Raw genomic sequence first — 25,385 nt, 5'->3', positions numbered from 1 at the left:
TGTTCCCGCCGGCGTGCGGGATCACGCTCAGGCCGGCCGCGGCGGCCGACGCGGCGATCTTGCGCAGTGCGCTGACCCCGCCGCACCACTCGACGTCGGGCTGGAGAATATCGACGGCGCGGTGGCTGGCGGCCCACTGGAATGGCACGTGGGTGTACCAGTGCTCGCCGGTGGCCAGCGGCTGCCACGGCAGGCGCTCGCGCAGCGCTAGGTGCCCGTCGAAGTCCTCCGGAATGAGGCACTCCTCCATCCACCTGAGCCGGTAGGGCCGCAGCGCCTCGGCCAGGCGCACGGCGTACTCGACATCGAAGGCCATCCAGCAGTCGAGCATGAGCTCGCCGTCGTCGCCGAGCAGCTCGCGCGCCCAGGCCACCAGCTCCTCGTTCTTACGGATGCCGTCGATGCCGTCGGCCGGGCCGTATGGGCAGGCCAGCTTGGCAGCGCGGAACCCCAGCTCGACGAACCAGTCGACATCGTTGCCGGTGGCGTAGCAGAACATGCGCTGTTTCTGCGGGCCGCCCAGCAGCGCGTACACCGGCTGGCCCAGCAGCTTGCCGCGCGCGTCCCACAGCGCCAGGTCGATCGCGCTGACCGCGTACGAGGCCAGCCCGGCCGAGCCGTATGGCTTGGTGAGGCGGAACAGCATATCGGCGATCTTTTCGGCGGCCAGCGCGTCTTCGCCAACCAGCAGTGGCCCGAGGTGCTGCTCGATCACCGCCGCCGCCGGCATGCCGATGCCGGTGTGCCCGAGGCCCCAGGTGCCATCTTCAAGCGTGACTTTGCACCACACGTCGCCCCATTTTGGCAGCCACGAATTGCGATGCGCTTTGTACTGCGGGTAGCGCGACATGGGGTTGGCCACTTCGGCGTGCTGCCACCAGCCGGGCCGGCGCGGGGCCACGGGTTTGGCGCTGGGCGGCAGGCTCAGGCGCATCGCGCGCACTTCGGTGATTTTCATAGCTGTTGTTCCTGTCTGGCGCTACTTCGAAGCCCGCTGAAAAAGTGGTTTGGAAGGACGAAGGCGCTCAAAAAGCCGGCTTTTCAGGCAGCCTCTTGGCCGGCGCTGTGCAATGGCTCGCCGGCATACAGCTCGTCGATCAGCACCGGCTGGCCGCCGGCGCGCGCCGAGCGATAGGCCGCGTCCAGCACCTCGACGGTGCGCCAGCCCGGCTCGCCCGGCGAGCCGTTGCCCGCCTGGCCGCGCGCAATCGCCACAAGGTTGGCCGAGGGCGCTGCCGCAGGGTAGGCGGCATCCTCGGCGCTGAGCTGAACCGTCTCGACGGCGCCGTCGGCGCCGTGGATGCGCGCGCTGCCGCCGAGCATGTCGAGCAGCAGCGCGCCGCGCTCGCAGTGGATCTGCAGGTCGAGGTTCGAGGGGCGGGCGTTGCTGCTGCCGCCCAGCACGCCCAGCGCGCCCCCCTCGAACTCCACCACAATCGCGTCGACCAAGTCGAGCGCCAAGCCGTGGTTGTTCATCAGCGCGCTGACGCGGCGCGGCCGCAGCCCGCTCACAAAGCTCATCAGGCCGATCGAGTGGGTGAGCTGCAGGTGGCCGTGCCCGCCGCCCGAGAGCTGCGGCTGGCTGTAGACTGCGCCCGGCCCGTGCACGCGGTAGGCGCCCGGCCGATCGGCGTGGTCGTCGCCCCGCAGCAGGTTCAGCGTGTACGAGTTGAACACGCAGCTCACGAACTGCCCGGCGCCTAGCGCGCCCGAGGCCAGCAGGTCGCGCAGGCGCACCACCAGCGGGCTGTAGCTCCAGGGGTAGCCCACCAGCAGCTCGCGGCCTTGCGCGCGCGCCAGCCGCACGAGATCGCGGGCCTCGGCGGCGTACAGCGTCAGCGGCTTTTCTACCAGCACGTGCAGCCCGGCGGCTAGGCACGCGCGCGCCAGGGCGTAGTGCGTGGCGTGTGGCGTAGCGATGATCGCGCCGTCGAGGCGCTCGTGCGCCAGCATCTCGGCCAGGCTGGTATACGTGCGCTGCACGCCGAACTCCTGCGCGGCGGCCGCCAGGCGCTGCGAGTCGGCGTCGCACAGCGCGGCTAGCTCGGCCGCCGGGTTCGCCAGCAGCGCGGGAATGTGCACGCTGGTGGCCCACCAGCCGGCGCCCACCACCGCGATACGCGCGCTATCGTTCATGAGCATGTCTCCCGACTCTTCTGCAGGGGACGCATGGCTCAGGCCAGCGTTCCAGCTCGTTGCGGCACCCAAACCCCACGATTGGTACTTCCAACTAAAGTCTTCGGACTTATGAAGTTGGCGCTTCCAGCCTTCGGCAGAGCAGTACTCTGTCTCCGTATCGTGTGCGGTTTTCCGCGCTCCGCGCGCAAAACCGCACACAGAAGCTGCACACGTACCATGCTGCCGCAGGCCCAACGAAGCGGGATTTCCGAGTTTCTAAGAAGTTGTTTGAAAAGGGAAGTGCGAGGGGCATAGCCCCTCGCGCACCCCTTTTCAAACAGGCTCTTAGGAATCAGCAGCACCTTTGCCACTGCGCCGGGCGCGTCGATCAGGCGATCAAACCAGGCGCCGCCGTCCTCGAGCGGCGCCTCGACGATCCACGGGTCGAGGCGGATGCTGCCGCTTTGGAGCGCGGCGATTGCGGCGGCGAAGTTTTCGCGGGTGTAGCAGAAGCTGCCGCGCACCGTGATCTCGCGGCGGATGATCTCGGCGGCGGGCATGGCGCTGGTCTCTTCGTGCAGGCCGCTCAGGATCAGCGTACCGGCCGAGCGGGTGGCGCTCACGCAGCTGGCGCGCGTGGCGGCGGCGCCCACCGCGTCGACGGAAACCGGCACGCCCAGTCCGCCGCTGGCGGCGCGTGCCGCCGCCGCCACGTCGGCGGCGCGCGGGTCGAGCGGGGTGCCGCCAAGCTCGGCAGCCATCGCCAGCCGCGCGGCGTCGAGGTCGGCCACGAGCACCTGGCGCGCGCCCTGGGCGAGCAGCACCTGCAGCACCAGCAGCCCGATCGGGCCGGCGCCGAGCACCAGCGCGGCCTCGCCGCCAAGCGGGCCGGCCAGCTCGCCGATGCGCATGGCCACGGCCACCGGCTCGGCCAGCGCGCCCTGGCGCAACGTCAGGCCCGTGGGCAGTGGCGCGATCAGCTCGGCGGGCACGGCGACATACTCGGCGTAGGCGCCTGGCCGGTGCGCGCCGATCAGCCTGCGGTTAGCGCACAGGTGCGTCTGGCCGCGCGCGCAGAAGCCGCACGCGCCGCAGTACCACATCGGGTTGGCGGTGACGTGCTGGCCGGTCGCGAGGTTCGGGTGCTGCGCGCGCGCGGCCTCGCCCAGCGCCACGATCTCGCCGGCAAACTCGTGCCCCATCACCAGCGGCGGCACGCGCAGAGCATTGTGCCCGAGGTAGCCGCTCAGCTCCGAGCCGCAGATCCCGGCGTAGGCCACTTTTATGAGCGCTTCGCCCGGCTGCGGCGCCGGGTCGGCCTGCGCGCGCATGCGCATCAGGCGCGGCGCTTCCCACACAAGTGCCTTCATGAGGCTCCTTCCATAACCGGCGGCGTGCGCCGGCAACCGATGTTATACCAACTCCGTTTGATTACTTGTGTTTTCTTGGCGCGCCCGGCTTGCCGGGCGCCTGCGAAAAGAATTCGGGGTGGCTTCGCCGCCCCCGAACCCCCACCATAATCCAAGCGATCAGCCGGATTTGGTATTACTGCGGCAGCATGCCGAGCAGGGGTGCGGCGCCACAGCCCCTGCTCGGCGGGCGATGGCAATATTATAATAGATCAGCCGCGCTCGTTTAGCGCCACAAACCCGCGCGGCGCCGGGCCTGAGTAGTCGGCCTTGGGGCGAATGAGCCGGTTGTCGGCCAGCTGCTCGCGGATGTGCCCGACCCAGCCGGCCACGCGGCTAAGCGCGAACGCCGCGGTGAAAAGGTCGAGCGGCAGGCCGAGGGTATACAGCAGCGGCGCGCTGTAGAACTCGACGTTTGGGTTGAGCTGGCGGCGTGTGAAGTGCGGGTGCTCGGCTACCACCCGGCCAACTGCGTCGGCGATGGCCTGCCAGCGGCTTTCGCCGCCTGCGGCTAGCAGCTGAACCTGCCGCCGCAGATGCCGCACGCGCGGGTCTTCGACCTTGTAGATCCGGTGGCCCACGCCCATCAGCCGGCCATGGGCCGCCAGCAAGCTCTCGATATACTCGGCGGCGCGGTCGGGCTGCTCGATCGCCAGGAATGTCTCCATCGCTTTCTGGTTTGCGCCGCCGTGCAGCAAGCCCTTCAGCGTGCCGATCGCCGCTACCAGTGCGCAGTATGCGTCGGCCTGCGCGCCGATGGCCACCCGCGCCGCGAAGGTCGAGGCGTTCAGGCCGTGCTCGGCCAGCAGCACCATGTAGCAGTCGAAGGCATGCGCCTCGGCCGGCGCGGGGGGCGTGCCGCGCAGCATATACAGAAAGTTGGCGGCATGCGGCAGGTTCGGGTCGGGCGCAACTGGCGCAGCGCCGCGGCGCATGCGATCCCAGGCGGCAATCAGCGTCGGCATCTTCGCCAGCACGCGCACGCCGATGCGCTCGACATGCTCGTCGCTGGTTTCGGCCGCCTGGTCGTCGAGCTGCGCCAGGCCCGAAACCAGCGTGCGTAGCGCGTCCATGCCGTGGCCGCGCGCGGCGATGCCGCGCACAAGCGCCAGCTCGTCGGCGGTTAGCGCGCGCTCGGCTGCCAGGCGCGCGCCGAACGCGCCCAGCTCGGCGGCGAGCGGCAGATCGCCGTGCCATAGCAGGTACGCCACCTCTTCGAAGCCGGCGCGCGCCGCCAGATCGTGAATGTTGTATCCAACATAGCTCAGGTTGCCGGCGTTGCCGTCGATCGCGCTCAGGTGGGTGCTGGCCACCACCACATTCTCTAGCCCGCGTGTTGGCGTTTCGCTAGCCATAGGGTTGCTCCTCCGTACGGAAAACACCGCCGCTCGCTGCGGCAGACGCATCGCGTGCTTTATCCTAGCACGGTACTTGATATATATCAATACTACTTTATATATATTGATTCCCATTCCGCCGTAGCTCATACTCTTTGAGCTGATCACTTGCTGTATGGCGGGTGGCGGCCACATTCGTGGCCGCCGCCCGCCAGAACGAGTGATATTTGAGGGGACTTCGTCGTTCCAAACCACCCTTTCAGGCAGCTTCTAAGGCCCTGCCCGGCTTCATCGGGCAGGGCATCTTAAAGAGAAAGGGTTGCATATATATTGACTCGGCGAATCAATAACCGCTATACTAGCATCAAGGCATCCGGAGCGTCAGGAGTGCTACCATGCAGATGATCGATGGGGTGGAATATCTCGACGGCGACGAGGCGGTCGCGCTGCTCGGGGTGAAGAAGGCCACGCTATACGCGTATGTCAGCCGCGGGCTGCTGAGCTCGTTCCGCCAGGCAATCGGCCGCCGGCGATTATACCGGCGCGATGCGGTGGAGACGCTGCGCGAGCTGCGGCCAAGCGAGGCCACCGCCGCGCTGATCATCGACGACGACGGCGTGCTGCGCGATGTCACCTTGCCCGACGCGGCGAGCTGGGCGGGCGAGCATTAGACTTCGTTGGAAATAACATTCGTGGGGGTTTGGGGCGGCTTTGCCGCCCCCGCAGATGCTCTTTCGCGCTGTGGCAGAGCTGCGGCTCTGCCACAGCGCGAAAAACGAATATCTTTGGAGGGTCTGCGACCCTCCAAACCTCCCGCCGGATGATGACCAATTTCCAAGTCCCTTAGACTTCACCGGGCCGGCTCGGTGATCAGCGCGAGTGTGAGCTGGCGCAGCGTGTTCAGGCGCTGATCCATGTGTTCGGGGTAGAGATACAGGTCGTCGTGCATTTTGCTCACCTCCATGCGGCGCTGCGCCACTGCGTCGCTGGCCGAGTCGCCTGCGCGCTCGTAGCGATCGTAGGCCAGCTGGAGCGAGCTATCGATCGCCACGAGCGACTGGTCGACGCTCGCAAGCTCATTGCTGCGCAGTGCGGCCTCGGCGTCGTCGATCTGCACAATCGCCAGCAGCAGGTAGATCTGGGCCTGCTTGCGATCGGCCTCGGCGCGGACATCGGCCAGTTCCTGCTGGCTAATGCCCTGCGAGAGCGGCAGCGCGGTTGGGGCGGTGGCGATCTGGCGGGGGGTGGCGGCTACGGTGGTGGCGGCGGGCGGCTCGCGCGTCGGCACAACTACGGCTGGCTGTGGCGTGGGCTGCCAGAGCGACTGAACCAGCAGGCTCAGGGCTACCGCCGCCAGCGCCGTGAGCACGTAGGGCAGCGCGGCGCGCAGCATAATCAACAGCGCGCCCGGCCCCCGGCGGGGGCTGGGCGCGCCTGATTGCGTGGCCGGGGCGTCCAAAGAACGCTCCTATTTCTCGATCTGCGCGGTCAGCAGGATCGCCTGAGCGATCTCGCGCATTGATTTGCGCGTGTTCATCGAAAGCTGCTGAATCTTGCGAAAGGCTTCTTGCTCCTTGAGGCCCTGCGTGTCCATCAGCACGCCCTTGGCGCGCTCCACCAGCTTGCGCGTCTCGAGGGTTTCTTCAAGGTTGCCGATCTTCTTGTCCATCTCCTGAAATTCGGAGTAGCGGGCCATGGCGATCTCGATCGCCGGCAGCAGCTCGGCATCGCGGAATGGCTTCACAATATAGTTCACCACCCCAGCCTCGCGCGCGCGGTCGACAAGCTCGCGATCGGAGTAGGCCGTGAGCAGCAGCACCGGCGCGATCTTATCTTCCGTCAGCACCTTGGCGGCCTGAATGCCGTCGAGCTTGGGCATCTTGATGTCCATGATCACCAGATCGGGCCGCAGCTCGCGCGCCAGATTCACCACGCTCACGCCGTCGCCAGCCTCGCCAACCACCAGGTAGCCAAGGCCGACCAGGGTCTCTTTCAGGTTCATGCGGATGAGCGATTCGTCGTCGGCGATAACCAGCCGTAACTGTTGGGCCATGATCCTCTCCTGTATACAAGGCTGTGGTGCCCTGTGCGATCGGCGTGGATCGCGCGCTAGCACCTTGTTTGATTGTCGTCGAGGTTAAGAAACCGTTGATACCTTTCGATTGTTCATTGTAGCACAATCGATACCGGACGGTCAAGCCTGTACAAATCTTACATATCGGCTAATTGCTCGCGCAGCCAGCCCAGCATCTCGTGGTCGAGCGCGTAGCAAGTTGCCGACCCGTCGTCGTGGGCCTGGATTATGCCAGCAGAACGCAGTATCTTGAGGTGCTGCGATAATGTCGACTGCGCGCGGGCGACGTCGTCGGGCAGGTGGAGTTGGATCTGGTAGCCAATACAGCGGGGGTGATCTTGTATAAAACGTACAATCTGCAGGCGCACCGGGTTGCCGAGTGCCTTGAGCAACCGGTAGAGGCGTTGGTCATCTCGCTGACATCGCGCAGTTGCCATCGCGTGCCTCCGTGCGTGGGTTAACTCTACTCGCATGGCACGGCGTTGTCAACCTTGAGTTTTTATCAACTCCGTTTGCTCGCTTTCTTTTTGCGATGCCCTGCCCGGCTTCGCCGGGCAGGGCCTCGCACAAAGAAAATTCAGCGGGCGGCTTCGCCGGGCAGGGCATCGCAAAAAGAAAATTCAGCGGGCGGCGTCGCCGCCCGCTGAACCCCCACACGAAAGCAAGTAATCAGCTAGATCTGGTTACTCTAAGCCGTCTTTTCGGGTGCGGCCTACGCGCCGCTGAAGATGATCTCGCGGCGGGCGAACGCGTACAGCGCCAGCGCCAGCAGCCCCAGTGTGAGCGAGAACTGCGCGAGGGGAATCGCCAGCGCCAGCCCGCTATAGTCGCGGCTGAGCGCCAGCTCGAAGCCAGTGAACGCCGGCAGCAGCGGCGTGCTGAAGATCGTGCGCAGCACGCTGAGCACCGCCACCAGCGGCCCCGGCAGGCCCGCCAGCGTCTGCCCGCCGATCAGGCTGCCGGAAAAGGCCACCGCGATCAGCGCCAGCACCGTCAGGCGCGCGCTGGCCGGCAGCACCATCGGCGCCATGAGCGCCAGCAGCGCCGACAGCAGCGCGACATTCAGCAGCAGCGGCGTGGTGCCGGCCAGCCAGCCGGCCAGCGTCAGCCCGGCCACCGGGTTGTAGAGCGCGGTCGCCAGGCTGATCAGGCCGTACAGCGCCACGGCTATCGCCAGCACTGCGAGGTACAAGCCTAGCAGGTAGCCGTTGCGGCCCACCCGGCGCGCCAGGATCAGGTAGCCCTGCGGCCGGTCGCCAAGCGCCATGATCGAGGCCGAGGTGTAGAAGCTGAGCGCCAGCTCGAACAGCGCGACGGTGGAGAAAAAGTAGTTCGGCGGCGGCGCGGATGTCCAGCGCCGCAAGAAGATGTAGAAGAAGATCGTGGTTGCCGCCAGCTCGACCAGAATGCGGCCGGAGCGGGTGTACTCGACGAGCGTGAAGATTGTGAAGCGCAGTGTGCGCGAGAGTGATCGGGCCATAGGACTCACACGGTTGCAGGTTGCTTCGGGACACAGGTTCGCAAACCGCCTTGGGTTACGCGGGGTTCACACGTTGCGGGTGGCAAGCTGGAAGCTGCGAACCTGTTACTTCTTCGCTTGCTCAGAGTCGGGCGGGCCGGCCTTGCCATCGGGGCGCCCAAGCAGCTCGCGCAGCAGCGTATCGCCATTCGAGCGGCGGGCTGGCGGCGCGGCGGCGAGCGCGTCGGGGTGGCCAGGCGGCACGAACATGCCTGGTGGCGCCTGTTCCAGCGCCTGATCGCCTGGCTCACCGCGCACCACGCGCATATAGATCTCTTCGAGCGGCCGGCTCTGCGGTTCGAGCGAGATAATCGGCACGTTGGCGTCGAGCAGCGCGCGCAGCACCTGGGCCTGCAGCGCGGGCGTGTTTGGCTGAAGCGCGATCTCGCGCCCGCTGGAGCGCACCGCCGGGCTGAGCTGCGCGAGCTGCGCCTGAAGCTCGGGAGTGATGTGGGCGAGCTTCAGCAGCGCCGAGCGGCCGGGCGCGCGCAGTGTAGGCACATCGATCTGTTCCGCCAGCCTGCCGTCGTACAGAATGCCGACGGTATCGCACAGCAGGTCGATCTCGTCGAGGAAGTGCGTCGCCAGGAAGATCGTATGGCCGCGCTGGCGCAGCTCGCCCAGCAGATCGAGTATCTCGCGCTGGCCAGCCGGGTCGAGCCCCGAGGTTGGCTCGTCGATCAGCAGCATATCGGGGGTGGCCAGCAGCGCCTGTGCGATGCCGAGGCGCTGGAGCATGCCCTTCGAGTATGTCGCGAGGCGGCGGTCGGCGGCGGCGCTGAGGCCCACGGCATCGAGCTCGTCGGCGACGCGGCGCGCCAGCTGCGGCCCGGCCATGTCGCTGAACTGGCCGAGGTAGCGCAGGTACTCGCGGCCGGTGTAGTGCAGGTGGTAGCGCAGCCGCTCGGGCAGGTAGCCGATCCGCCCGCGCACCAGCGCGAGGTCGTGCTGGCCCAGCACGCGCAGCGTGCCGCGGTTTGGCCTCAGGAAGCCGAGCAGCAGGTGAATAAGCGTGGATTTGCCCGAGCCGTTTGGCCCGAGCAGGCCATACACGCTGCCCTGCGGCACGCGCAGATCGAGGCCGCGCAGCACGCTCAGGCCATCGTACGATTTATAAAGATCCTGGATTTCGATCGCGTCCATGCTGTTTTCGCCATTGTACAGTGCAAGCAAGGATCTCGAAAGGGCGCGGTGTATCGCCCGGTGGAGATGTAAGCGACGCGCACCCCGCGCGCAGCGAGCGGAACACGCTAGCCGCGCACCAGCGCCAGGTAGAGTACGCCCGCCAGGGCCAGCGGCAGCGCCCGGCCCCAGCACCAGCGCAGCGCGCCCGGCAGCGTGAGGCGCGGCATCAGCGCGCCGACCTGGCGCAGCAGCAGCGCCACCGCCACGAACAGCGCGGCTACAATCGCCAGCGCCAGCGCCGGCGCGAGCCGCGCCTCGGGGCCAAGCAGCGGGCGCAGCAGCGCCAGCGGCAGGGCCGCCAGCAGCGCCGCGCCGCGAACCAGCCGCGCCAAGCGTACCAGAGCGGCGGTGCTGTCGTCAAGGCCCTCTTCGGCGCCGGCGGCGGCCAGGCTTTGCTCGGCGCCGAATGGCCCGCAGCCGATCGCGACCGGCAGCGCCAGCAGGCCGGCCAGGCCGAGCAGCAAGCGCCCTGGCAGCAGCGCCAGCGACCAGCCGGCGCCGCTCCAGAGCGCGCTGCCGGCTGCCAGCCAGAAGACACAGCGGCCGGCGGCGCCGATCTGGGCTTCGCGCGCGGCGGCGCGGGCCGCAAATGGCCGCCCCGACACAAAGCCGGGCAGCAGCGGCAGCAGGAACGCGCCTTCGAAAAGCGCCCACAGCGTGGCCGGGCTGCCGATCGCGCTCCAGCCTGCGGCGGGATGCAGCGGCCACGGCAGCAGCGTCAGCGCCAGCCCGGTGAGGCCAATCCCCGCCAGCGCCGCAGGCCCGGCCAGGCCGCGCAGCGCCGACGCGCGCGGCGCCGGCGGAGTGCGCCGCTCGATCAGCCAGCCAAACAGCACGCCAAGCAGCAGCGCGAGCGCCAGGCCAGGGTACAGCAAAATCGCAAGCGTCGTACTCATAGGTTCTGCTCGGCCGCAAGGCGCCCGATCGCCTCAACGATTGCTTCGGGCGTGGGCGGGCAGCCGTCGAGCGTGCGCGCGCCGAGGCCCGGCAGATCGGCCACGCCGCCGCGGCCGAACGGGTGGCCGTCGATCGCGCAGCGGCCAACCGCCAGCAGCCGAATGTGCCCGCCGAGCCGCTGCCACAGCGCCTGGAACGCCTCGCGCGCGGGCGGCGTCAGCGGCCCGGTGAGCAGCAGCACATCGGCGGCAGCCGGCGAATCGGCCCAGGCCAGGGTTGCGGCGCCGGCCACGGCCGCCTCGATCTCGGCGTCGCAGCCGCCGCACGAGCCTGTGTTAATGCGGTAGACTTTGATCATAGCTAAAATGGCTGAAAGAACGTCAGGCCGCGCGAAACCTCGTTGATCGTCGAGAGCAGCGGCTGCGGGTACAGGCCGATCGCCAGGCACACCGCCAGCAGCAGCGCGGTGAGCAGCGCCATGCCGCGCGGCTCAGGATCGAGCCGCCGGTCGGCCGGGCGGTCGAGATCGGTGGTGCCGAGCAGAACCGGCGCCTCGTCGACGCGCTGTTCTTCCGAGCTGCCGAATAGCCGCTCGCGGGCCAGGCGCACGAGCGCCAGGAGCGCCAGCGCGCTGGCGAGCAGCAGCAGCACCAGGTACAGCCCGCCCTTGCGCGCGGCGGCCTCGTAGAGCAGCAGCTTGCTGGCGAAGCCGTTGAACGGCGGCAGACCCAGCAGCGCCAGCCCGCCGCCCAGCAAGCCAGTGCCGGCCACCGGCCAGCGCCACAGCAGGTCGTGCCGCAGCACATTCGCCGGCCGGCCGTCGGGGCGCTCGAGCAGGCCAATGCTCACGAACAGCAGCAGCACCACGATCGTCTGATTCCAGGCCTCGAACAGCGCGCCCGTCACGCCGACTTTGTCCATGGTCGCCAGGCCGAACAGCACCATGCCGGCATCGTACACCACCAGGTAGCCGATCGTGCGGCGGATGCTGGTTTGTGCCAGCGCCAGCAGCGCGCCGAGCAGCGCCGTGATAATGCCGAGCGCCAGCAGCAGCTGCATGCCGCGCTGGTTGTCGGGGCCGCCGACGACCTCGAATGGGTAGAACACCAGCTGAAACGAGACGATCAGGAACAGCAGGCTAGTCACATTCACCACCGCCACCACCAGCACCGACACCATCGGCGCGGCGTCTTCGGCCAGGTCGGGCAGCCACGAGTGGAACGGCACAATCGCCAGGCGCAGGCCGAAGCCCACCACCGCCAGCGCCAGCACGAGATGCGTCGGCGAGATGCGCGTGTTGGCGAGGTTCGGCTGGGCGGCGTTCACCAGCACAAAACCCATGTACATCATCACGCCGGCGATCAGCATGAGCACCAGGTATTTCAGCGCGGTGGCGAGCGTGGCGCGGCCGACCAGCGCCGAGCTGGCGGTTGGCAAATCGACGATCGCGAGCACCGCCAGCAGCCCGGTGCTGATCAGCAGCAGCGAGGCGACGAACGGCTCTTGCAGCAGCAGCAGGGTGGTGCTGGTCATGCCGAGGAGCATGAGCGCGATCGGCACAAAGTTCTCGCCGTGCGGGATGCGCCACGTCGCGAGCAAGGCCAGCGCGCCCACCGCCAGGAATGTGAGCAGAAACAGCCGGCCGAGCGGGTCGAGCGTCAGCGTCAGCCCCAGCAGGCGCGCAGGCTGGTCGAGCGGCAGCTGAAGCACCAGCGCGATCTGCGCCAGTACCGTGGCCACGGCCGCCGCGATCACCAGCCGGGTCTGCGTACGCAGTACAAAGCAGCCTGCGCCCATGGCGATCGGAAAGAATATCAGAAGCAGGTAGATCATAGCTAGCGCTTATACAGCTCGTTCAGCTCGAGCGTTTTCAGCCGGCCGTACAGCAGGCCGCTGAGGTAGGCGATCGACAGCGCGAGCACGATCTCGACCAGGCCGAGCAGCGCCAGCGGGAACACCTGCACGCTACTGGAGATCGCGGTGTAGAGCACGTCGATGCTGCCGATGCACAGCAGCAGGCCCAGGCCGACCTTCAATATATCGCCGGCCACCACCATGGTAAACAGGCCGATCAGCCCGAGCCAGTACCACACAAAGTCGATCGAATAGTCGGCGCCGATCGGGTAGAGCCGCGGCAGCGCCACGCTGGCGAGCGTCGCGAGCATCAGCGTCCAGAACGGGATGAAATAATCGGATGCGCGAAACGGCTCGGCGGCGCGCTGGCGTTGGGCGCGGCGCGCGGCGCGGCGCAGCTCGGCCAGCGAGAACTCGTCGAGATCCTCCTGATTATACTCGCGCGAGAACGTCAGCGCGGTGATCGCCAGGATCGCGGTGGCAGCAGCGCCGGTGATCAGCTTCACCAGCACGGTGGTGCTGAGCGCCAGGCCGCCGAGCTGCAGATCGGGCTGGATGAACTGCTGGCGCGCCAGGAACAGCGCCACGCCGACGTAGTTCAGCAGCAGCGCCGAAAAGGTGATGCGCCAGTCGCGCAGCAGCAGTATCAGCGCGCCTGAGAAGGCCACTAGCAGCACCGGCAGGTTTTGGGCAAGTATGGTCATGTAGCTTGGCCGGTAGCGACGGCGTTACGCTGCCGGTACTCGGGCTGGCGGTGAGCAGGTTGCGATTGGACCCGCACGGCGAAAGTGCTCACTGAATGAACAGCAGGACGACGACAATCACGGCGATCAGCAGGCCGGCCAGGTAGTAGCGCTGCTCGAACAGTGCCAGCCCACGCCGCAGCGCATCGCTGGCGAGTACAAGCGCGCGCCAGGCGCTGGCGAACGCCTCGTTGGGGGCAGCCAGCGCCGCCAGCGCCCGCAGGCTCGCGCCCAGGCCAGCCGGCGCCACCACCCCGGAGCTTGGCTCTGCGGCGGGCTCGTCGGGGGCGGCGGCGCCGCGCGCGCGCAGCGCCAGCGGCAGGCTCAGCAGCAGCAGCGCGGCGAGCCCGCACGCGAGCTGCGCCAGCAGCCCCGGCAGCGACGGGCTGGCCCCGGCAGCGCCAAGCGCGGCCGGCACATCTTCTAGCCAGCCGCGCCAAGCAGCCGCCGGCGCCGCGCCCAGCAGGATGAGCGGCAGCCCGGCCACGCCGGCAACCAGCAGCGCCAGGCGAGCATCGCCGGCCGGCGGCGCGAGCTGCTGGCCCACCAATGCGTCGCGCCGCCAGAACACCGCCAGCGGCGGCACAAAGGCCAGCGCCAGCAGCGTGCCGCCAGCCAGCAGCGGCGCAACCGCCCACGGCGCGCTGCCCTGCAGCGCTTCGAGCAGCCAGAGGCGCGGCCAGAAGCCCCACACGCCCGGCAGCCCCACCGCCGAGGCCGCGCCGACGAGCAGCAGCGCGCCGGGCCAGATCAGCGGCGCGGCCAGCGCGCTTTCGGCCATGTCGTCGGTGCCGGTGTGGCGCACCAGCAGCGCCACCGCAAGGAAGCACGCAAGTGTCGAGAGCACCGCGTTGAGCAGCAGCGCCGGCGCGGCCACCGACAGTGCGGCGCCGCCCTGGCCGGCGCAGATCAGCAGCACGCCCAGCTGCGCGCTGAACTGCCAGGCCAGCCAGCGGCGCAGCCGGGTGGTGCCCAGCGCGCCAGCAGCGCTTGCGAACAGCGCCAGCAGGCCCAGCAGCGTCAGCGCAAGCCGCCAGCCGCCCGGCAGCGTGGCGCTCTGCCCAGCCATGAAGCGGATAAGCGCGGCGCCGCCCAGCAGCGGCAGGCCGAGCGGCAGCAGCGCGCCTGCCAGCGCCGCCGGGGCCTCGGCCAGCTCTTGCTGCGGCGCGTGGAACGGCGGCGCGCCAAACGCCAGCAGGCCCAGCAGCGTCCAGCAGAGCAGCGCCGCCAGCGCCACCGGCGTGCCCGGCTCGAGCGGCCCCAGCAGCGCCGCGCCCTGCAGCACCAGCGCGCTGCACAGCCCGGCCAGCAGCACCACCACCGGCGCGTCGGAGCCGGCCAGCGCGCCGCTGGCGCGCAGCGCCAGAAAGCTCAGCAGCGCCACCAGCGCCCACGCAAACGGCAGCAGCGCCAGGCCCTGGTTTGCCAGGCCCACGGCGCTGGCGAACAGCGCCAGCAGCGCCGCGCCGAACAGCCCGCCAAAGCCGCGCAGCGCCGGGGGCAGGCCCAGCGCCAGCACCAGCAGCGCCAGGCCGCCGCCCAGCAGCGCCAGCAGCGCCAGGCCCCAGCTCAGTGCGTCGAAGCGCAGCACTACCTGTAGCGACCGGCTATCGATCGCCATCCACGTGAACTCGGCCAGCGTCAGCGGCAGCCCGCCACGCGCCCTGGCGGCCAGCAGCGCAAGCCCGTACGCCAGCAGCGTGGCCGCCGCGCCAACGCCAAGCCGGCGCGTCGGCACCGACTGGTTCAGCGCCAGGCAGGCCAGCGCGACGAGGCAGGGCAGGCTGAAGAGCAGAACGAGCATGCGAACGATTCCCTGTATGGTTCAGCGCTCGGCGCAGGCCGTACACACATCGGCCGAGGCAATAATGGCTACGGCGTTGTCGATCAGCGCGTTCGAGAGCAGCGTGCGCGCCAGCAAGCGATCGAGCTGGCGCGGCGCGTCGATGCGCGCGTGCGTGAGGCGCCGCCCGTCGCTTTCGAGCGAGTAGCGAATGGCGCCGCGCGGCCCTTCGGCGGCGGCGCTGGCCTGGCCCTTGGGCAGGCTGGTGGGGATCTCGCCGCGCCACTCGCCCCCGGGCAAGGCTTCAAGCGCCTGCTCGATCAGCTTGGCGCTCTCGTAGGCTTCGAGCAGCAGCAGAATCAGCCGGGCGTAGACATCGCCGCCGTCCTGGGTGATCGGCTTGAAATCAAGCTGCGCATAGCAGGCATACGGCTGATCGAGCCGGGTGTCGCGGGCGATGCCCGACGCGCGCGCGAGCGGCCCGTGCACGCCAAACTGCTCGGCGGCGGCGCGCGGCAGCACGCCAACCCCGACGGTGCGCGCCAGCAGCGGCCGGTGGTCGATCAGCCGGTCGGCGAAGCGGTAGAGGCTGCGGTTCAGCTGGGGCAGCGCCTGGCGCAGCGCCTCGAGGTCGCGCGGTGTAAGGTCGCGGCGCACGCCGCCGGGCAGGCACAGGTTTGGGATGACGCGCGCGTCGCCGATCGCCGCGAGCGACGTGAGCGCCAGCTCGCGCGGGCCGTCGAGGTCGGCGGCGTAGCGATCCATGCCCAGCGCCCGCAGGATCGCGGCGGCGGCGCGCGCGTGCGAGGCGATGCGCTCGAGCTCGGCGGCGACGCAGCGCAGCGCCTGGGCGCGGCCGGGCACTTCGATCGCGCAGAGCGCCTCGAGCGCCTGGCAGAACGCCAGCGTGTGCGCGAGCGAGCAGGTGCCGCAGATTCGAGAGACGAGGTGAAGAGCCTGTGGTAGATCCAGGCGCGGCAGCCGCTCGGCGCAGCCCCGCTCGTTGAATCCGTCGTGATATTCGATGTCGGCGATCTGCTCGCCGTGGAGCTTCAGCTCGAAGCGCTGCGGCCCGCGCAAAGCAGGATGAAATGGCCCCAGCGCCAGCGAATAGGTCACATTCCCTCCCATTCACTGCGTCAGTCAGACGCGCATTATACCATACCCGTCGTGGCTGGCTTCGGGCTGGCTAGCCTTTGAGCTTTACCGTGGGCAGTTTCAGATTATAGGCGCGCGCGATCGCGTCGACGCCGTCGAGCGTCTGCTGGGCGAACTGAAGGTCGATCGCGCTGTCGCGCGCGTCGGCGGCTACGCGCTTCTGAATGTCGCGCAGGCGGTCGGTGGCGCGCTTGGCGTTGTTGTCGCGCAGCGCCTGGTCGGCCTGCTCGAGGTTTGCGAGCAGATCGTCGCCGTGCTTGCCAGAGCGGCCGTCGGCTAGCCCGGCCAGCAGCAGCTCGCGCAGCTGCCCCACCGACGGGTCGAGCAGGATGGCGGGTGGCGTCTCGGTTGGCGCGGGCACAGGTGTTTCGGTGGGCGGCGGCTCGGTCGGCGCGGGTGCTTCGGTCGGCGCGGGCGGCTCGGTCGGCGCGGGCGCGGGTGTTTCGGTGGGCAGTGGAGCTTCGGTGGGCGGCGGCGCCTCGGTTGGGGCCGGCGCCGCAGTGGGCTCGGCGGCGACGGGGGCAGCGGTGGCGGCCGGCTGGGGGCCTGGTGGCGTGGGGAAGCTGCCACCCAGCAGCAGCGCCGCCACGCCTACGCCGCCCAGCACGCCCAGCAGCAGGAGCGCGATCAGCACGCAGCCCACCGGCGAGCGGCGCGGCTGCGCGGGCGCGGCCGGCGGCGCCGGGCGGCTGGCGGGCGGTATGGCGACCGCCGAGGGCGGCGCGGCCCGCTCGGGCTGGGGTGGCGGGGCTGCGGGCGCGGGCGGCGCCCAGGCCTGGGTTGGCTGGCTATGCAGCGTGCGGGCGGCTGTTGCCGGCCAGGCTGCCTCGAGCGCCCGCGCCAGCGCGCTGGCATTGCGAAAGCGCGCGGCCGGGTCTTTGGCCATGGCCTGCAAGATCACCTGCTCGACGCCGGGCGGCAGGTCGGGGCGCGATGGCCGCAGCGGCGGCGGCGCGTCTTGGATGTGGCCGAGCACTGCGGCCATGGGCGTATCGGCGTGGAAGGGCGCGCGCCCAGCCAGCAGCTCGTACAGCACCACGCCCAGCGAGTAGATGTCGCTGGCGGATGTGAGCGGCAGGCCGCGCGCCTGCTCGGGCGATAAGTAGTCGGGCGTGCCGACCACCATGCCGGCCTGGGTGAACTCGGCGCCAGGCTGCGCGCCCTTGGCGATGCCGAAATCGGTGAGCACCAGGTCGCCGCGGCCGTTCCAGATCGCATTCGCGGGCTTGACATCGCGGTGGATGATGCCGGCGGCGTGGGCCGCGTCGAGCGCGGCGGCCAGCTGGCGCACGATCTCGAGCACCTGGGCGCGCTCGAAGCGCCGGCCGGTGGCGGCCTGCGTGGCCAGCTGCTGCGCCAGCGTCGGGCCAGCCAGCAGCTCTTGCACCATGTAGGTGTAGCCGGCGTGCTCGCCGAAATCGTACACCTGGACGATATTGGGGTGGCGCAGGCTGGCGATCAGCCGCGCCTCTTGCTGGAAGCGCTCGGGCAGGCCGGGGGTGCGCGCGGCCTGCGCGGTGAGCACCTTGACGGCAACCTCGCGGCGCAGCCGCGTGTCGGTGGCGCGGTACACGCGGGCCATGCCGCCGCTGCCGAGCAGCGCGTGCAGCTCGTATGCGCCTAAGGTTGTGCCGATCAGATCTGCGGTTCCAGTCAACGCTCTGTTCTCCTGCTGCGCGCGGCCGCCGGAGGCCAAACATAGTGCCGCCGTGCCGAACGTGAACGCCCCACGGCGGGCGCGTTGCGCGAGCCCATACTATAACACACCAAACCCGCAGGCTACACCGCCTGCGGGCTTCCGCGCGCCTATGGAAAGGGAATGGCGAGGGGTTAGGAGTGGGCTACGCCTGCAGCCGATCGCCGCTTGGCTCGGCGATGGCCGGCTCGGCGTTGGCGCGCGTCTCGCGCCATACGCTCACACCGGCGAGAATGGGCGTCAGCAGCATGATCGCGATCCAGATCAACCAGAGCATCTGTGTCTCCAATGCGTTGTATGGGTACCTGCGCTGCCCTAAGCCTTGCTATGATACACTGCCGCCCGCGAACTATAGCTGATAATTACATTACAAGATGCTGATAATTTCCTGTCAGAAGCGCCGCCCGGCGCGCGGTGTGGCCTCTGGCGGGCAGCCTGAGGCATGCACGCCCGGCCTCGCTCGCCGATTCTAACATTTCTCTAACGCCGCTCTTATAGCCCACTATCGCAAATACAGTACACTAATGGCAGCGCGAGTTGCGGAAAGGTTGTGCAGCAGCTGCTCGCGCCTCGAACGCAACTCGTAGTTCATAGAAGTGAGGAATAGCATGGCAAAGATAGTCGGTATCGACCTGGGAACCACGAACTCGTGCGTGGCGGTGATGGAGGGCGGCGACGCCGTCGTGATCCCCAACGCCGAGGGCAACCGCACCACCCCATCGGTCGTTGCGTTTACAAAAAATGGCGAGCGCCTGGTGGGCCAGACGGCCAAGCGCCAGGCGACGATCAACCCCGAGAATACATTCTTCTCGATCAAGCGCTTCATCGGCCGCAACTTCGACGAGACCAACGTCGAGCGCGAGATGGTGCCGTTCAAGGTTTCCAAAGGCCCGCGCGCCGACGTGCGCATCCACTCGGCCCAGACGGCCAAAGAGTACGCGCCGCAGGAGATCTCGGCCATGGTGCTGCAGAAGCTGAAGGCCGACGCCGAGGCGTACCTGGGCGAGACGGTGACGCAGGCGGTGATCACGGTTCCGGCCTACTTCAACGACAGCCAGCGCCAGGCCACCAAGGATGCCGGCAAGATCGCCGGGCTCGAGGTGCTGCGGATCATCAACGAGCCGACGGCGGCCGCGCTGGCGTACGGCCTCGACAAGAAGAAGGACGAGACGATTCTGGTGTTCGACCTGGGCGGCGGCACGTTCGACGTGTCGGTGCTCGAGGTCGGCGATGGCGTGGTGGAAGTCAAGGCGACGAATGGCGACACGCACCTCGGCGGCGACGACTACGACCAGAAGATCGTCAACTGGCTGATCGAGGAGTTCAGGAAGGACCAGGGCATCGACCTGGGCAAGGATCGCCAGGCGCTGCAGCGCTTGAAGGAGGCCGCCGAGAAGGCCAAGATCGAGCTGTCGAGCATGAGCGAGACCGAGGTGAACCTGCCGTTTATCACCGCCGATGCCAGCGGGCCGAAGCACCTGCAGATCAAGCTGAACCGCAGCAAGTTCGAGCAGCTGACGCAGCCGCTCACCGACCGGCTGAAGGGCCCGTTCCAGCAGGCGCTGAAAGACGCCGGGCTGCAGGCTAGCCAGCTCGACGAGGTGGTGCTGGTGGGCGGCAGCACGCGCATGCCGGTGGTGCAAGAGCTGGTGCGCAAGCTCACCGGCAAAGAGCCGAACAAGAGCGTGAACCCCGACGAGGTCGTGGCGATCGGCGCGGCCATTCAGGGCGGCGTGCTGGGCGGCGACGTGAAGGACGTGGTGCTGCTGGACGTGACGCCGCTGTCGCTGGGCGTCGAGACGCTCGGCGGCGTGATGACGCGGCTGATCGAGCGCAACACCACCATCCCGACGCGCAAGAGCGAGATCTTCTCGACCGCAGCCGACGGCCAGACGGCGGTGGATATCCACATCCTGCAGGGCGAGCGCGAGATGGCCAACGACAACATGACCCTCGGCAAGTTCCGGCTCGAGGGCATTCCGCCGGCGCCGCGCGGCGTGCCGCAGGTCGAGGTGACGTTCGACATCGACGCCAACGGCATCCTGAATGTCAGCGCGAAGGACAAGGCCACCGGCAAGGAGCAGCGCATTACGATCACGGCCAGCACCAACCTGAACAAGGACGAGGTCGACCGGATGGTGCGCGATGCCGAGTCGCACGCGGCCGAGGACAAGCGCCGGCGCGAGATCGTCGAGCTGAAGAACCAGAGCGACAGCCTGGCCTACCAGAGCGAGAAGAGCCTGAACGAGCTGGGCGACAAAGTCGACTCGGTGCAGAAGGGCCGGGCCGAGAGCCTGATCAAAGACCTGCGCGAGGCCGTCGCTCAGGAGAACGAGGATCGTATGCGATCGCTCTCGGGCGAGCTGCAGCAGCTGATGATGCAGGTCGGCCAGGGCGCCTACAGCGAGCCGCAGGGCCAGGCCTCGGGCGGCGGCAAGGCCGACGAGGGCGTGGTCGACGGCGAGTACACCGTCGAGTAGTGCGCGGGCGGTGGCACGGCTACCGAGCGGCGGGCGACTCGGCGGTATGATCGCGGCGCGCGCCGATTCTGCCTGCTGCAGCAGCATGTTGGGTGCCGCTTTCCGCGCTTCGTGCGGAAAAACCACACAGATCAAGCGGCAAAGGCCAGACGCAACAAAAGGAACGACGATGAAGCAGTTCGAGTGGGCGCGCGCGGCCGGCGACGGCACGCAGCTGCACGCGCAGTGCTGGGAACCCGAAGGCCCGCCGCGCGCGGCGGTGACGCTGGTGCACGGCTTTGGCGAGCACTGCGGGCGCTACCGCCACGTGGCCGCCGCGCTCACCGGCGCGGGCTACGCGGTTGTCACAGGCGACCACCGCGGGCACGGCAAGTCGGGCGGGCTGCGCGGCCACACCCCGAGCTACGAGGCGCTGCTCGACGACGTGGATGGGCTGGCGCGCGCCGCAGCCGAGCGCTTCGCCGGCCTGCCGCAGTTCGTGTATGGCCACAGCATGGGCGGCAACGTGACGCTCAACTACCTGCTGCGCCGCCGCCCCGCGCTCGACGGCGCGGTGGTCACGTCGCCGTGGCTGCGGCTGGCGTTCGAGCCGCCAAAGTTCCAGGTGCTGCTCGGCCGCGCGATGGATCGGATCTACCCGGCGCTGATCCAGGACACCGGCCTGGACACCGAGGGCCTCTCGCGCGACCCGGCGGTGGGCGCGGCGTATATTGCCGACCCGCTGGTGCACAGCAAGATCTCGGCGCGCATGTATACCGCGCTCTACGCCGCCGGCCTGTGGGCGCTCGAGCATGCCGCCGAGCTGCGGCTGCCGCTGCTGCTCATGCACGGCGGCGCCGACCCGATCACCTCGGCGGCAGCCAGCCAGGAGTTCGCGGCTCGCGCCCCCGGCTGCACGTTTAAGCGCTGGGATGGCCTGCGCCACGAGATGCACAACGAGCCCGAGCAGGCCGACGTACTGGCCGAGATCGTCGGCTGGCTGCGCGCGCGCACGCCGGTGCCGGCCTGATACGAACTCGGTTTGATCGCTTTATTTTTGAGATGCCCTGCCCGGTTCGCCGGGCAGGGCATCTCAAAATCAAAGTCCGGGGGCGGCTTCGCCGCCCGCGAACCCGCATGTACGTGCCTCCAGCCGCTTGCTCGTCGCGGTACTTTTTCATGGAAGGTGCTCAGATTTTCGCGCTTTGCGCGAAAATCTGAGCACAAAAGAAAGCGAAGTACCATGCTGCCGCAGGCAGAACAAGCCCATAGCTCAGGCGACCGCGTAAGTCCTGTCACTTGACCGGGATGAAGCCGTATTTCGCCAGCACCTGCTGGCCCTCGGGCCCGAGCACGTAGTCGACGAACTTCTTGGCCAGGTCGGCATGCTTGGCGTTTTTCGTCGCCGCGATCGGGTAGGTCGCGATTGTGTTCAGGGTATCGGGGATGGCGATCTGGGCGACCGAGCCATCCCTCACCGTCGCCGCGTCGGTGGTGTAGACGATCCCGGCGTCGGCTTCGCCCAGCGCGATTTTGCTCAGCACCGACTTTACACTCTCTTCGTACGACACCACATTGCTCAGCACGGTTGGGCTGTAGGCTGCGGTGTACTCGGGCAGCTTCGAGGCTTTGGCCAGGAAGTCGAGCGCGTAGCCGCCCACCGGCACATGCTTGTTCGCCAGCACCAGCTTGACACCGGGGTTGGCCAGATCCTTCAGCGCCGCGAGCTTGGCCGGGTTGTCTTTGGGGTAGATCACCACCAGGCGGTTGCGCACAAACGTCTTCTCGGTGCCGCTGATCACATCGCCGGCTCGGATCACCACGTCCATCTGCTTTTTGTTGGCCGAGGCGAATACGTCGGCGGGCGCGCCCTGGCCGATCTGCGTGGCTAGCTGGTCGGAGCCGGCGAAGTTGAAGGTGATGCTCGCGCCGCCGTTGGCCGCGCCGAACTGCTGGCCGATCTGCTTGAAGGCGTCGGTGAGCGACGCTGCTGCAAACACCGTCAGGTCGCCGGCTGCGGCCGGGGCGGCAGCAGGGGCGGTTGTCGGGGCTGGGGCGGCGGCGGGCGTGCCGCCGCACGCCGCAAGCACAGCCGCGAGCAGCGCCAGCACGAACAACCAGCGTGGGCGAAGCATACACATGGCTCCTTTCATATAGTGGGCCGGGCGAACACTGGCGGAAAGGGCTATGCTGGTACCGGGAGCACGGTGGCGGCGCAGGTATCGAGCCAGGCCAGGATCGCGTCAATCTGGCCGATGCGAAATTGCAGCACCAGCCAGTCGTAGGTGCGCTCGCCGCCCAGCGCCTCGGCCTGCGCGCGCAGGTCGGCGAGCCAGCTGCGGCAGGCAGCCTGCTGGGTGCGGATCAGCGCGCCTGCGCTCGCCGGGTCGTGGCTGATGAAATACAGCTTCGCCAGAAACTCCAGCCGGAAGTCGCGGCCATGCGCAACCGGCGCGGCCAGCCAGCCGGCGAAGGCGCGCTGGCCGGCTGGCGTGAGCTGCAGGATCTTGCGCGGCGGGCGGCTGCCCTGTGGCTCGAGCGCGGCGCTGAGGTAGCCCTCGGCCTCGAGGCGCTCGAGCATCACGTACACCAGGCTCTGCTTCAGGTGCCACACCAGGCCAAGCGCCTCATTGCGCAGCAGCGTCTGGTGGATCTCGTAGGCATGCATGGGCTGCTGCCGCAAAAAACCGAGCAGCGCGTGCTCGATCGTCAGCGGCTGCTTGACCATTGGGCTCATGGCGCTGAACCTTTGCTGATTAAATAAGTAGTGATTTTCCGATTATGGCATGGGCGCGGCGAATTGTCAAATAGCATCTACCAGAGCGCGCCCCTTCACACACGGGGGCGAGAGAGGGTCTGAGTTTACAGAAGCAGGGCTCGTGCAAAGTCGGCCCTCTCCCGCGCGGGAGAGGAGGATGGTTGTTGGCTGTGTGGTGCGGTCGCGGCGGCGACCACCACACAGCCAGATGTGTTACCCCCTCCCATGACAGAGGAGGGAAGGGGAAAGGTCGAAAGACGTTGCACGAGCCCTGGACACTGCGGCTCGGCGCTTGACAAGAACCCCACACAGATATATCATTAGCGCCGTTATGAAGCAGCTGTCGTGCAACAATTATACGCTGCGTCGTCGCACACGTCGTCCGGCCCGCGAGGGTTCGGGGGGCGGTTAGGGCGTGCGCAGCAAAGGTTGCATCGGCGCCCGGCCGGCGCGAGAGATCGTGAACCACCCCTGGACCCACCTGGGCCCAGGGGTTTTTGTATGTGCGGGGGTCAATCCATGCTGAAGGTCGGTATTTTTGGCGTCACCGGCTACGCCGGCTACGAGCTGCTGCGCTGGCTGGGGCGCCACCCGCAGGCACGCGTCGTGTTCGCTACCTCCGAGTCGCAGGCCGGCAAGGCGCTGGCCGATGTCTACCCCGGCCCGCTCAACACTCAGCTGATCGCCCCCGACGACGCGCCGATCGGCGAGGCCGACGTGGTGTTCCTGGGCCTGCCACACGGCGTCGCCGGCCAGACGGCCCGGCGCGCGCGGGCCGCCGGCGTGCGGGTGATCGACCTCTCGGCCGATTTCCGGCTGGCTACGCCCGAGGCGTACAAGCGCTGGTACGGCCACGACCACCCCGCGCCCGAGCTGCTGCCCGCGCCCTACGGCCTGCCCGAGCTGAACCGCGCCGCGCTGCGCGACGCCGCGCTGATCGCCAACCCCGGCTGCTACCCCACTGGCGCGCTGCTGGGCCTGGCGCCGCTGCTGCGCGCCGGCGCCCTGGCCGACCCGACGATCATTATCGACGCGAAGTCGGGCGTGTCGGGCGCCGGCCGCGCGCCCAAGCAGAACACCTCGTTCGTCGAGGTGAACGAGAGCCTGGCGCCCTACAGCATCGGCCGCGTTCACCGCCACGTCGGCGAGATCGAGCAGGAGGCCGCGCGGCTGGCCGGCAACCTCGCGCCGCAGATTATTTTCACACCGTACCTGCTGCCGGTGAACCGCGGCATCCTCAGCACACTGTACCTGCGCGTCCCCGCCGACCTGGGCGAAGACCAGGTGCGCGCGCTCTTCGCCGAGCAGTACGCCGGCGAGCCGTTCGTGCGGCTGCTGCCCAAAGGCCAGCTTGCCACGCTCGCGCATACCGTCCACACCAACCTGTGCGCGATCTCGCTTACGCTGGCCGCGCCGGGCGTGCTGATTGTGATGACCAGCGAAGACAACCTGGTGAAGGGCGCGGCCGGCCAGGCGATCCAGAATATGAACGTGATGTTTGGCCTGGAAGAGACCCTGGGGCTCCTAGCGTAGAAATGTCGAAGAGGCATCTTGACATCGATCGTCAAGACAACTGGCGAGGTTCCATGAGCGTCATTAGTCCTGCGAACTCAACACTCACAGCTCACAGCTCACAGCTGGTTCTGAAGATCGGCGGCAACGAGCTCGACGACCCGGCGTTCGTGGCCGAGCTGGCGCGCGCGGTGGCGAGCCTGCGGCCGCAGCCGGTGCTGGTACACGGCGGCGGCAAAGAGATCGGCCAGATCCAGGCCGCGCTCGGCGGCGAGCCGCGCTTTGTGGCCGGCCTGCGCTACACCGACGCCACCGCGCTGCACGCGGCCGAGATGGTGCTGTGCGGCCTGGTGAGCACGCGCCTGGTCGCGGCGCTTGCGGCTGCCGGCGCCGACGCGCTTGGCCTTTCGGGTGTCGACCGCGGGCTGATCCGGGTTGAGAAGGCCAGCCACCCCGCCGGCGACCTCGGGCGCGTCGGGCGGCCGGTTGCGGTGCGCGCCGAGCTGCTGCGCGATCTGCTGGCGCAGGGCGTGGTGCCGGTGATCGCGCCGATCTCGCTTGGCCCCGACGGCACCTATAACGTGAACGCCGACGAGGCCGCCGGCGCAATCGCGGCGGCGCTGGCCGACGCCGAGGTGGTATTTGTGACGAACGTGCCCGGCGTGCTGGTGCACGATCAGCTGGCCCCGCAGCTCAGCGCCGCCGCGATCGAGGCGCTGATCGGCGACGGCACGATTTATGGTGGGATGATCCCCAAGGTGCGCGCCGCGCTCACCGCGCTGGCGGCCGGCGTGCGCGCCGCGCGGATCACCAACCTGGCCGGCCTGGCCGGCGGCACCGGCACGCTGATTGTGCCGTAGCACCCAGCGACGAGAGGAGCAGC

24 protein-coding genes are annotated in these 25,385 nt (G+C 68.6%); 5 read left to right on the top strand and 19 right to left on the bottom strand.

Features of this window, described 5'->3' with window-relative positions; all coding sequences use genetic code 11:
* From U0177_RS06180 to U0177_RS06165, 4 genes are all read right to left on the bottom strand, one after another.
* Positions 1-958 (bottom strand): enolase C-terminal domain-like protein (locus tag U0177_RS06180; RefSeq protein ID WP_409569725.1); only part of this gene is annotated, 958 nt, incomplete at its 3' end.
* Positions 959-1,041: 83 nt separating this feature from the next.
* Entirely contained in the window at positions 1,042-2,142 is a 1,101-nt protein-coding gene (locus tag U0177_RS06175) for a Gfo/Idh/MocA family protein (RefSeq protein WP_409569724.1), read from the bottom strand.
* A 32-nt stretch (positions 2,143-2,174) separates the two neighbouring features.
* A complete protein-coding gene (locus tag U0177_RS06170) occupies positions 2,175-3,488 on the bottom strand; it encodes a zinc-dependent alcohol dehydrogenase (protein WP_409569723.1) in 1,314 nt (437 codons plus the stop codon).
* A gap of 251 nt (positions 3,489-3,739) precedes the next feature.
* Complete coding sequence (locus U0177_RS06165) at positions 3,740-4,882, bottom strand: citrate/2-methylcitrate synthase (protein ID WP_409569722.1); 1,143 nt, start codon at positions 4,880-4,882, stop codon at positions 3,740-3,742.
* 377 nt (positions 4,883-5,259) lie between these two features.
* Between U0177_RS06165 and U0177_RS06160 the strand changes: the two genes are divergently transcribed.
* On the top strand, positions 5,260-5,535 hold the full coding sequence (locus U0177_RS06160) for a helix-turn-helix domain-containing protein (RefSeq protein ID WP_409569721.1): 276 nt from the start codon (positions 5,260-5,262) through the stop codon (positions 5,533-5,535).
* 179 nt (positions 5,536-5,714) lie between these two features.
* Here the strand turns inward: U0177_RS06160 and U0177_RS06155 are convergent, their stop codons facing one another.
* From U0177_RS06155 to U0177_RS06095, 13 genes are all read right to left on the bottom strand, one after another.
* On the bottom strand, positions 5,715-6,323 hold the full coding sequence (locus tag U0177_RS06155; RefSeq protein ID WP_409569720.1) for a hypothetical protein: 609 nt from the start codon (positions 6,321-6,323) through the stop codon (positions 5,715-5,717).
* Positions 6,324-6,332: 9 nt separating this feature from the next.
* Positions 6,333-6,917, bottom strand: coding sequence for an ANTAR domain-containing response regulator (locus U0177_RS06150; RefSeq protein WP_409569719.1), 585 nt, complete (start codon positions 6,915-6,917; stop codon positions 6,333-6,335).
* A gap of 158 nt (positions 6,918-7,075) precedes the next feature.
* A complete protein-coding gene (locus U0177_RS06145; protein ID WP_409569718.1) occupies positions 7,076-7,375 on the bottom strand; it encodes an ArsR/SmtB family transcription factor in 300 nt (99 codons plus the stop codon).
* A 275-nt stretch (positions 7,376-7,650) separates the two neighbouring features.
* Complete coding sequence (locus U0177_RS06140; protein ID WP_409569717.1) at positions 7,651-8,418, bottom strand: hypothetical protein; 768 nt, start codon at positions 8,416-8,418, stop codon at positions 7,651-7,653.
* Positions 8,419-8,523: 105 nt separating this feature from the next.
* Positions 8,524-9,600 carry an ABC transporter ATP-binding protein gene (locus tag U0177_RS06135; RefSeq protein WP_409569716.1) on the bottom strand — a complete coding sequence of 359 codons (1,077 nt, stop codon included), beginning with the start codon at positions 9,598-9,600 and terminating at the stop codon, positions 8,524-8,526.
* A 107-nt stretch (positions 9,601-9,707) separates the two neighbouring features.
* Positions 9,708-10,538 (bottom strand): hypothetical protein, encoded by an 831-nt coding sequence (locus tag U0177_RS06130; protein ID WP_409569715.1) that lies wholly within the window; start codon positions 10,536-10,538, stop codon positions 9,708-9,710.
* A complete protein-coding gene (locus U0177_RS06125; protein WP_409569714.1) occupies positions 10,535-10,897 on the bottom strand; it encodes an NADH:ubiquinone oxidoreductase in 363 nt (120 codons plus the stop codon). Before U0177_RS06125 ends, U0177_RS06130 begins: the two co-directional genes overlap by 4 nt.
* Before the next feature lie 2 nt (positions 10,898-10,899).
* Positions 10,900-12,372, bottom strand: coding sequence for a proton-conducting transporter membrane subunit (locus tag U0177_RS06120; protein ID WP_409569713.1), 1,473 nt, complete (start codon positions 12,370-12,372; stop codon positions 10,900-10,902).
* 2 nt (positions 12,373-12,374) lie between these two features.
* On the bottom strand, positions 12,375-13,097 hold the full coding sequence (locus U0177_RS06115; protein WP_409569712.1) for a hypothetical protein: 723 nt from the start codon (positions 13,095-13,097) through the stop codon (positions 12,375-12,377).
* A gap of 88 nt (positions 13,098-13,185) precedes the next feature.
* On the bottom strand, positions 13,186-14,940 hold the full coding sequence (locus U0177_RS06110; protein WP_409569711.1) for a proton-conducting transporter membrane subunit: 1,755 nt from the start codon (positions 14,938-14,940) through the stop codon (positions 13,186-13,188).
* Positions 14,941-14,961: 21 nt separating this feature from the next.
* Positions 14,962-16,038: an NADH-quinone oxidoreductase subunit D gene (locus U0177_RS06105; RefSeq protein WP_409569710.1), complete on the bottom strand. Its 1,077-nt coding sequence runs from the start codon at positions 16,036-16,038 to the stop codon at positions 14,962-14,964.
* A 70-nt stretch (positions 16,039-16,108) separates the two neighbouring features.
* Positions 16,109-17,734, bottom strand: coding sequence for a serine/threonine-protein kinase (locus U0177_RS06100; RefSeq protein WP_409569709.1), 1,626 nt, complete (start codon positions 17,732-17,734; stop codon positions 16,109-16,111).
* Between the two features lie 184 nt (positions 17,735-17,918).
* Complete coding sequence (locus U0177_RS06095) at positions 17,919-18,050, bottom strand: hypothetical protein (protein WP_409569708.1); 132 nt, start codon at positions 18,048-18,050, stop codon at positions 17,919-17,921.
* A 331-nt stretch (positions 18,051-18,381) separates the two neighbouring features.
* Here U0177_RS06095 and dnaK point away from each other — a divergent pair, with 331 nt between their 5' ends.
* Both dnaK and U0177_RS06085 read left to right on the top strand, forming a co-directional pair.
* A complete protein-coding gene (dnaK, locus tag U0177_RS06090; RefSeq protein WP_409569707.1) occupies positions 18,382-20,253 on the top strand; it encodes a molecular chaperone DnaK in 1,872 nt (623 codons plus the stop codon).
* Positions 20,254-20,422: 169 nt separating this feature from the next.
* On the top strand, positions 20,423-21,262 hold the full coding sequence (locus tag U0177_RS06085) for a lysophospholipase (protein ID WP_409569706.1): 840 nt from the start codon (positions 20,423-20,425) through the stop codon (positions 21,260-21,262).
* 265 nt (positions 21,263-21,527) lie between these two features.
* On the opposite strand, the gene modA is transcribed toward U0177_RS06085, so the two are convergent.
* Both modA and U0177_RS06075 read right to left on the bottom strand, forming a co-directional pair.
* Positions 21,528-22,367, bottom strand: coding sequence for a molybdate ABC transporter substrate-binding protein (gene modA, locus U0177_RS06080; RefSeq protein ID WP_409569705.1), 840 nt, complete (start codon positions 22,365-22,367; stop codon positions 21,528-21,530).
* A 50-nt stretch (positions 22,368-22,417) separates the two neighbouring features.
* The gene (locus U0177_RS06075) at positions 22,418-22,969 is read right to left on the bottom strand and encodes a PadR family transcriptional regulator (protein ID WP_409569704.1); all 552 of its coding nucleotides are present in this window, start codon (positions 22,967-22,969) and stop codon (positions 22,418-22,420) included.
* 540 nt (positions 22,970-23,509) lie between these two features.
* Between U0177_RS06075 and argC the strand changes: the two genes are divergently transcribed.
* A complete protein-coding gene (gene argC / locus U0177_RS06070) occupies positions 23,510-24,523 on the top strand; it encodes an N-acetyl-gamma-glutamyl-phosphate reductase (RefSeq protein ID WP_409569703.1) in 1,014 nt (337 codons plus the stop codon).
* 53 nt (positions 24,524-24,576) lie between these two features.
* Complete coding sequence (argB, locus tag U0177_RS06065) at positions 24,577-25,362, top strand: acetylglutamate kinase (protein ID WP_409569702.1); 786 nt, start codon at positions 24,577-24,579, stop codon at positions 25,360-25,362.
* Positions 25,363-25,385: the final 23 nt, after the last annotated feature.

Source organism: Kouleothrix sp., assembly GCF_046328425.1.
GTDB lineage: Bacteria > Chloroflexota > Chloroflexia > Chloroflexales > Roseiflexaceae > Kouleothrix.
The sequence above is the reverse complement of the archived record's forward strand: the minus strand, read 5'-3'. Positions and strand labels throughout refer to the sequence as shown.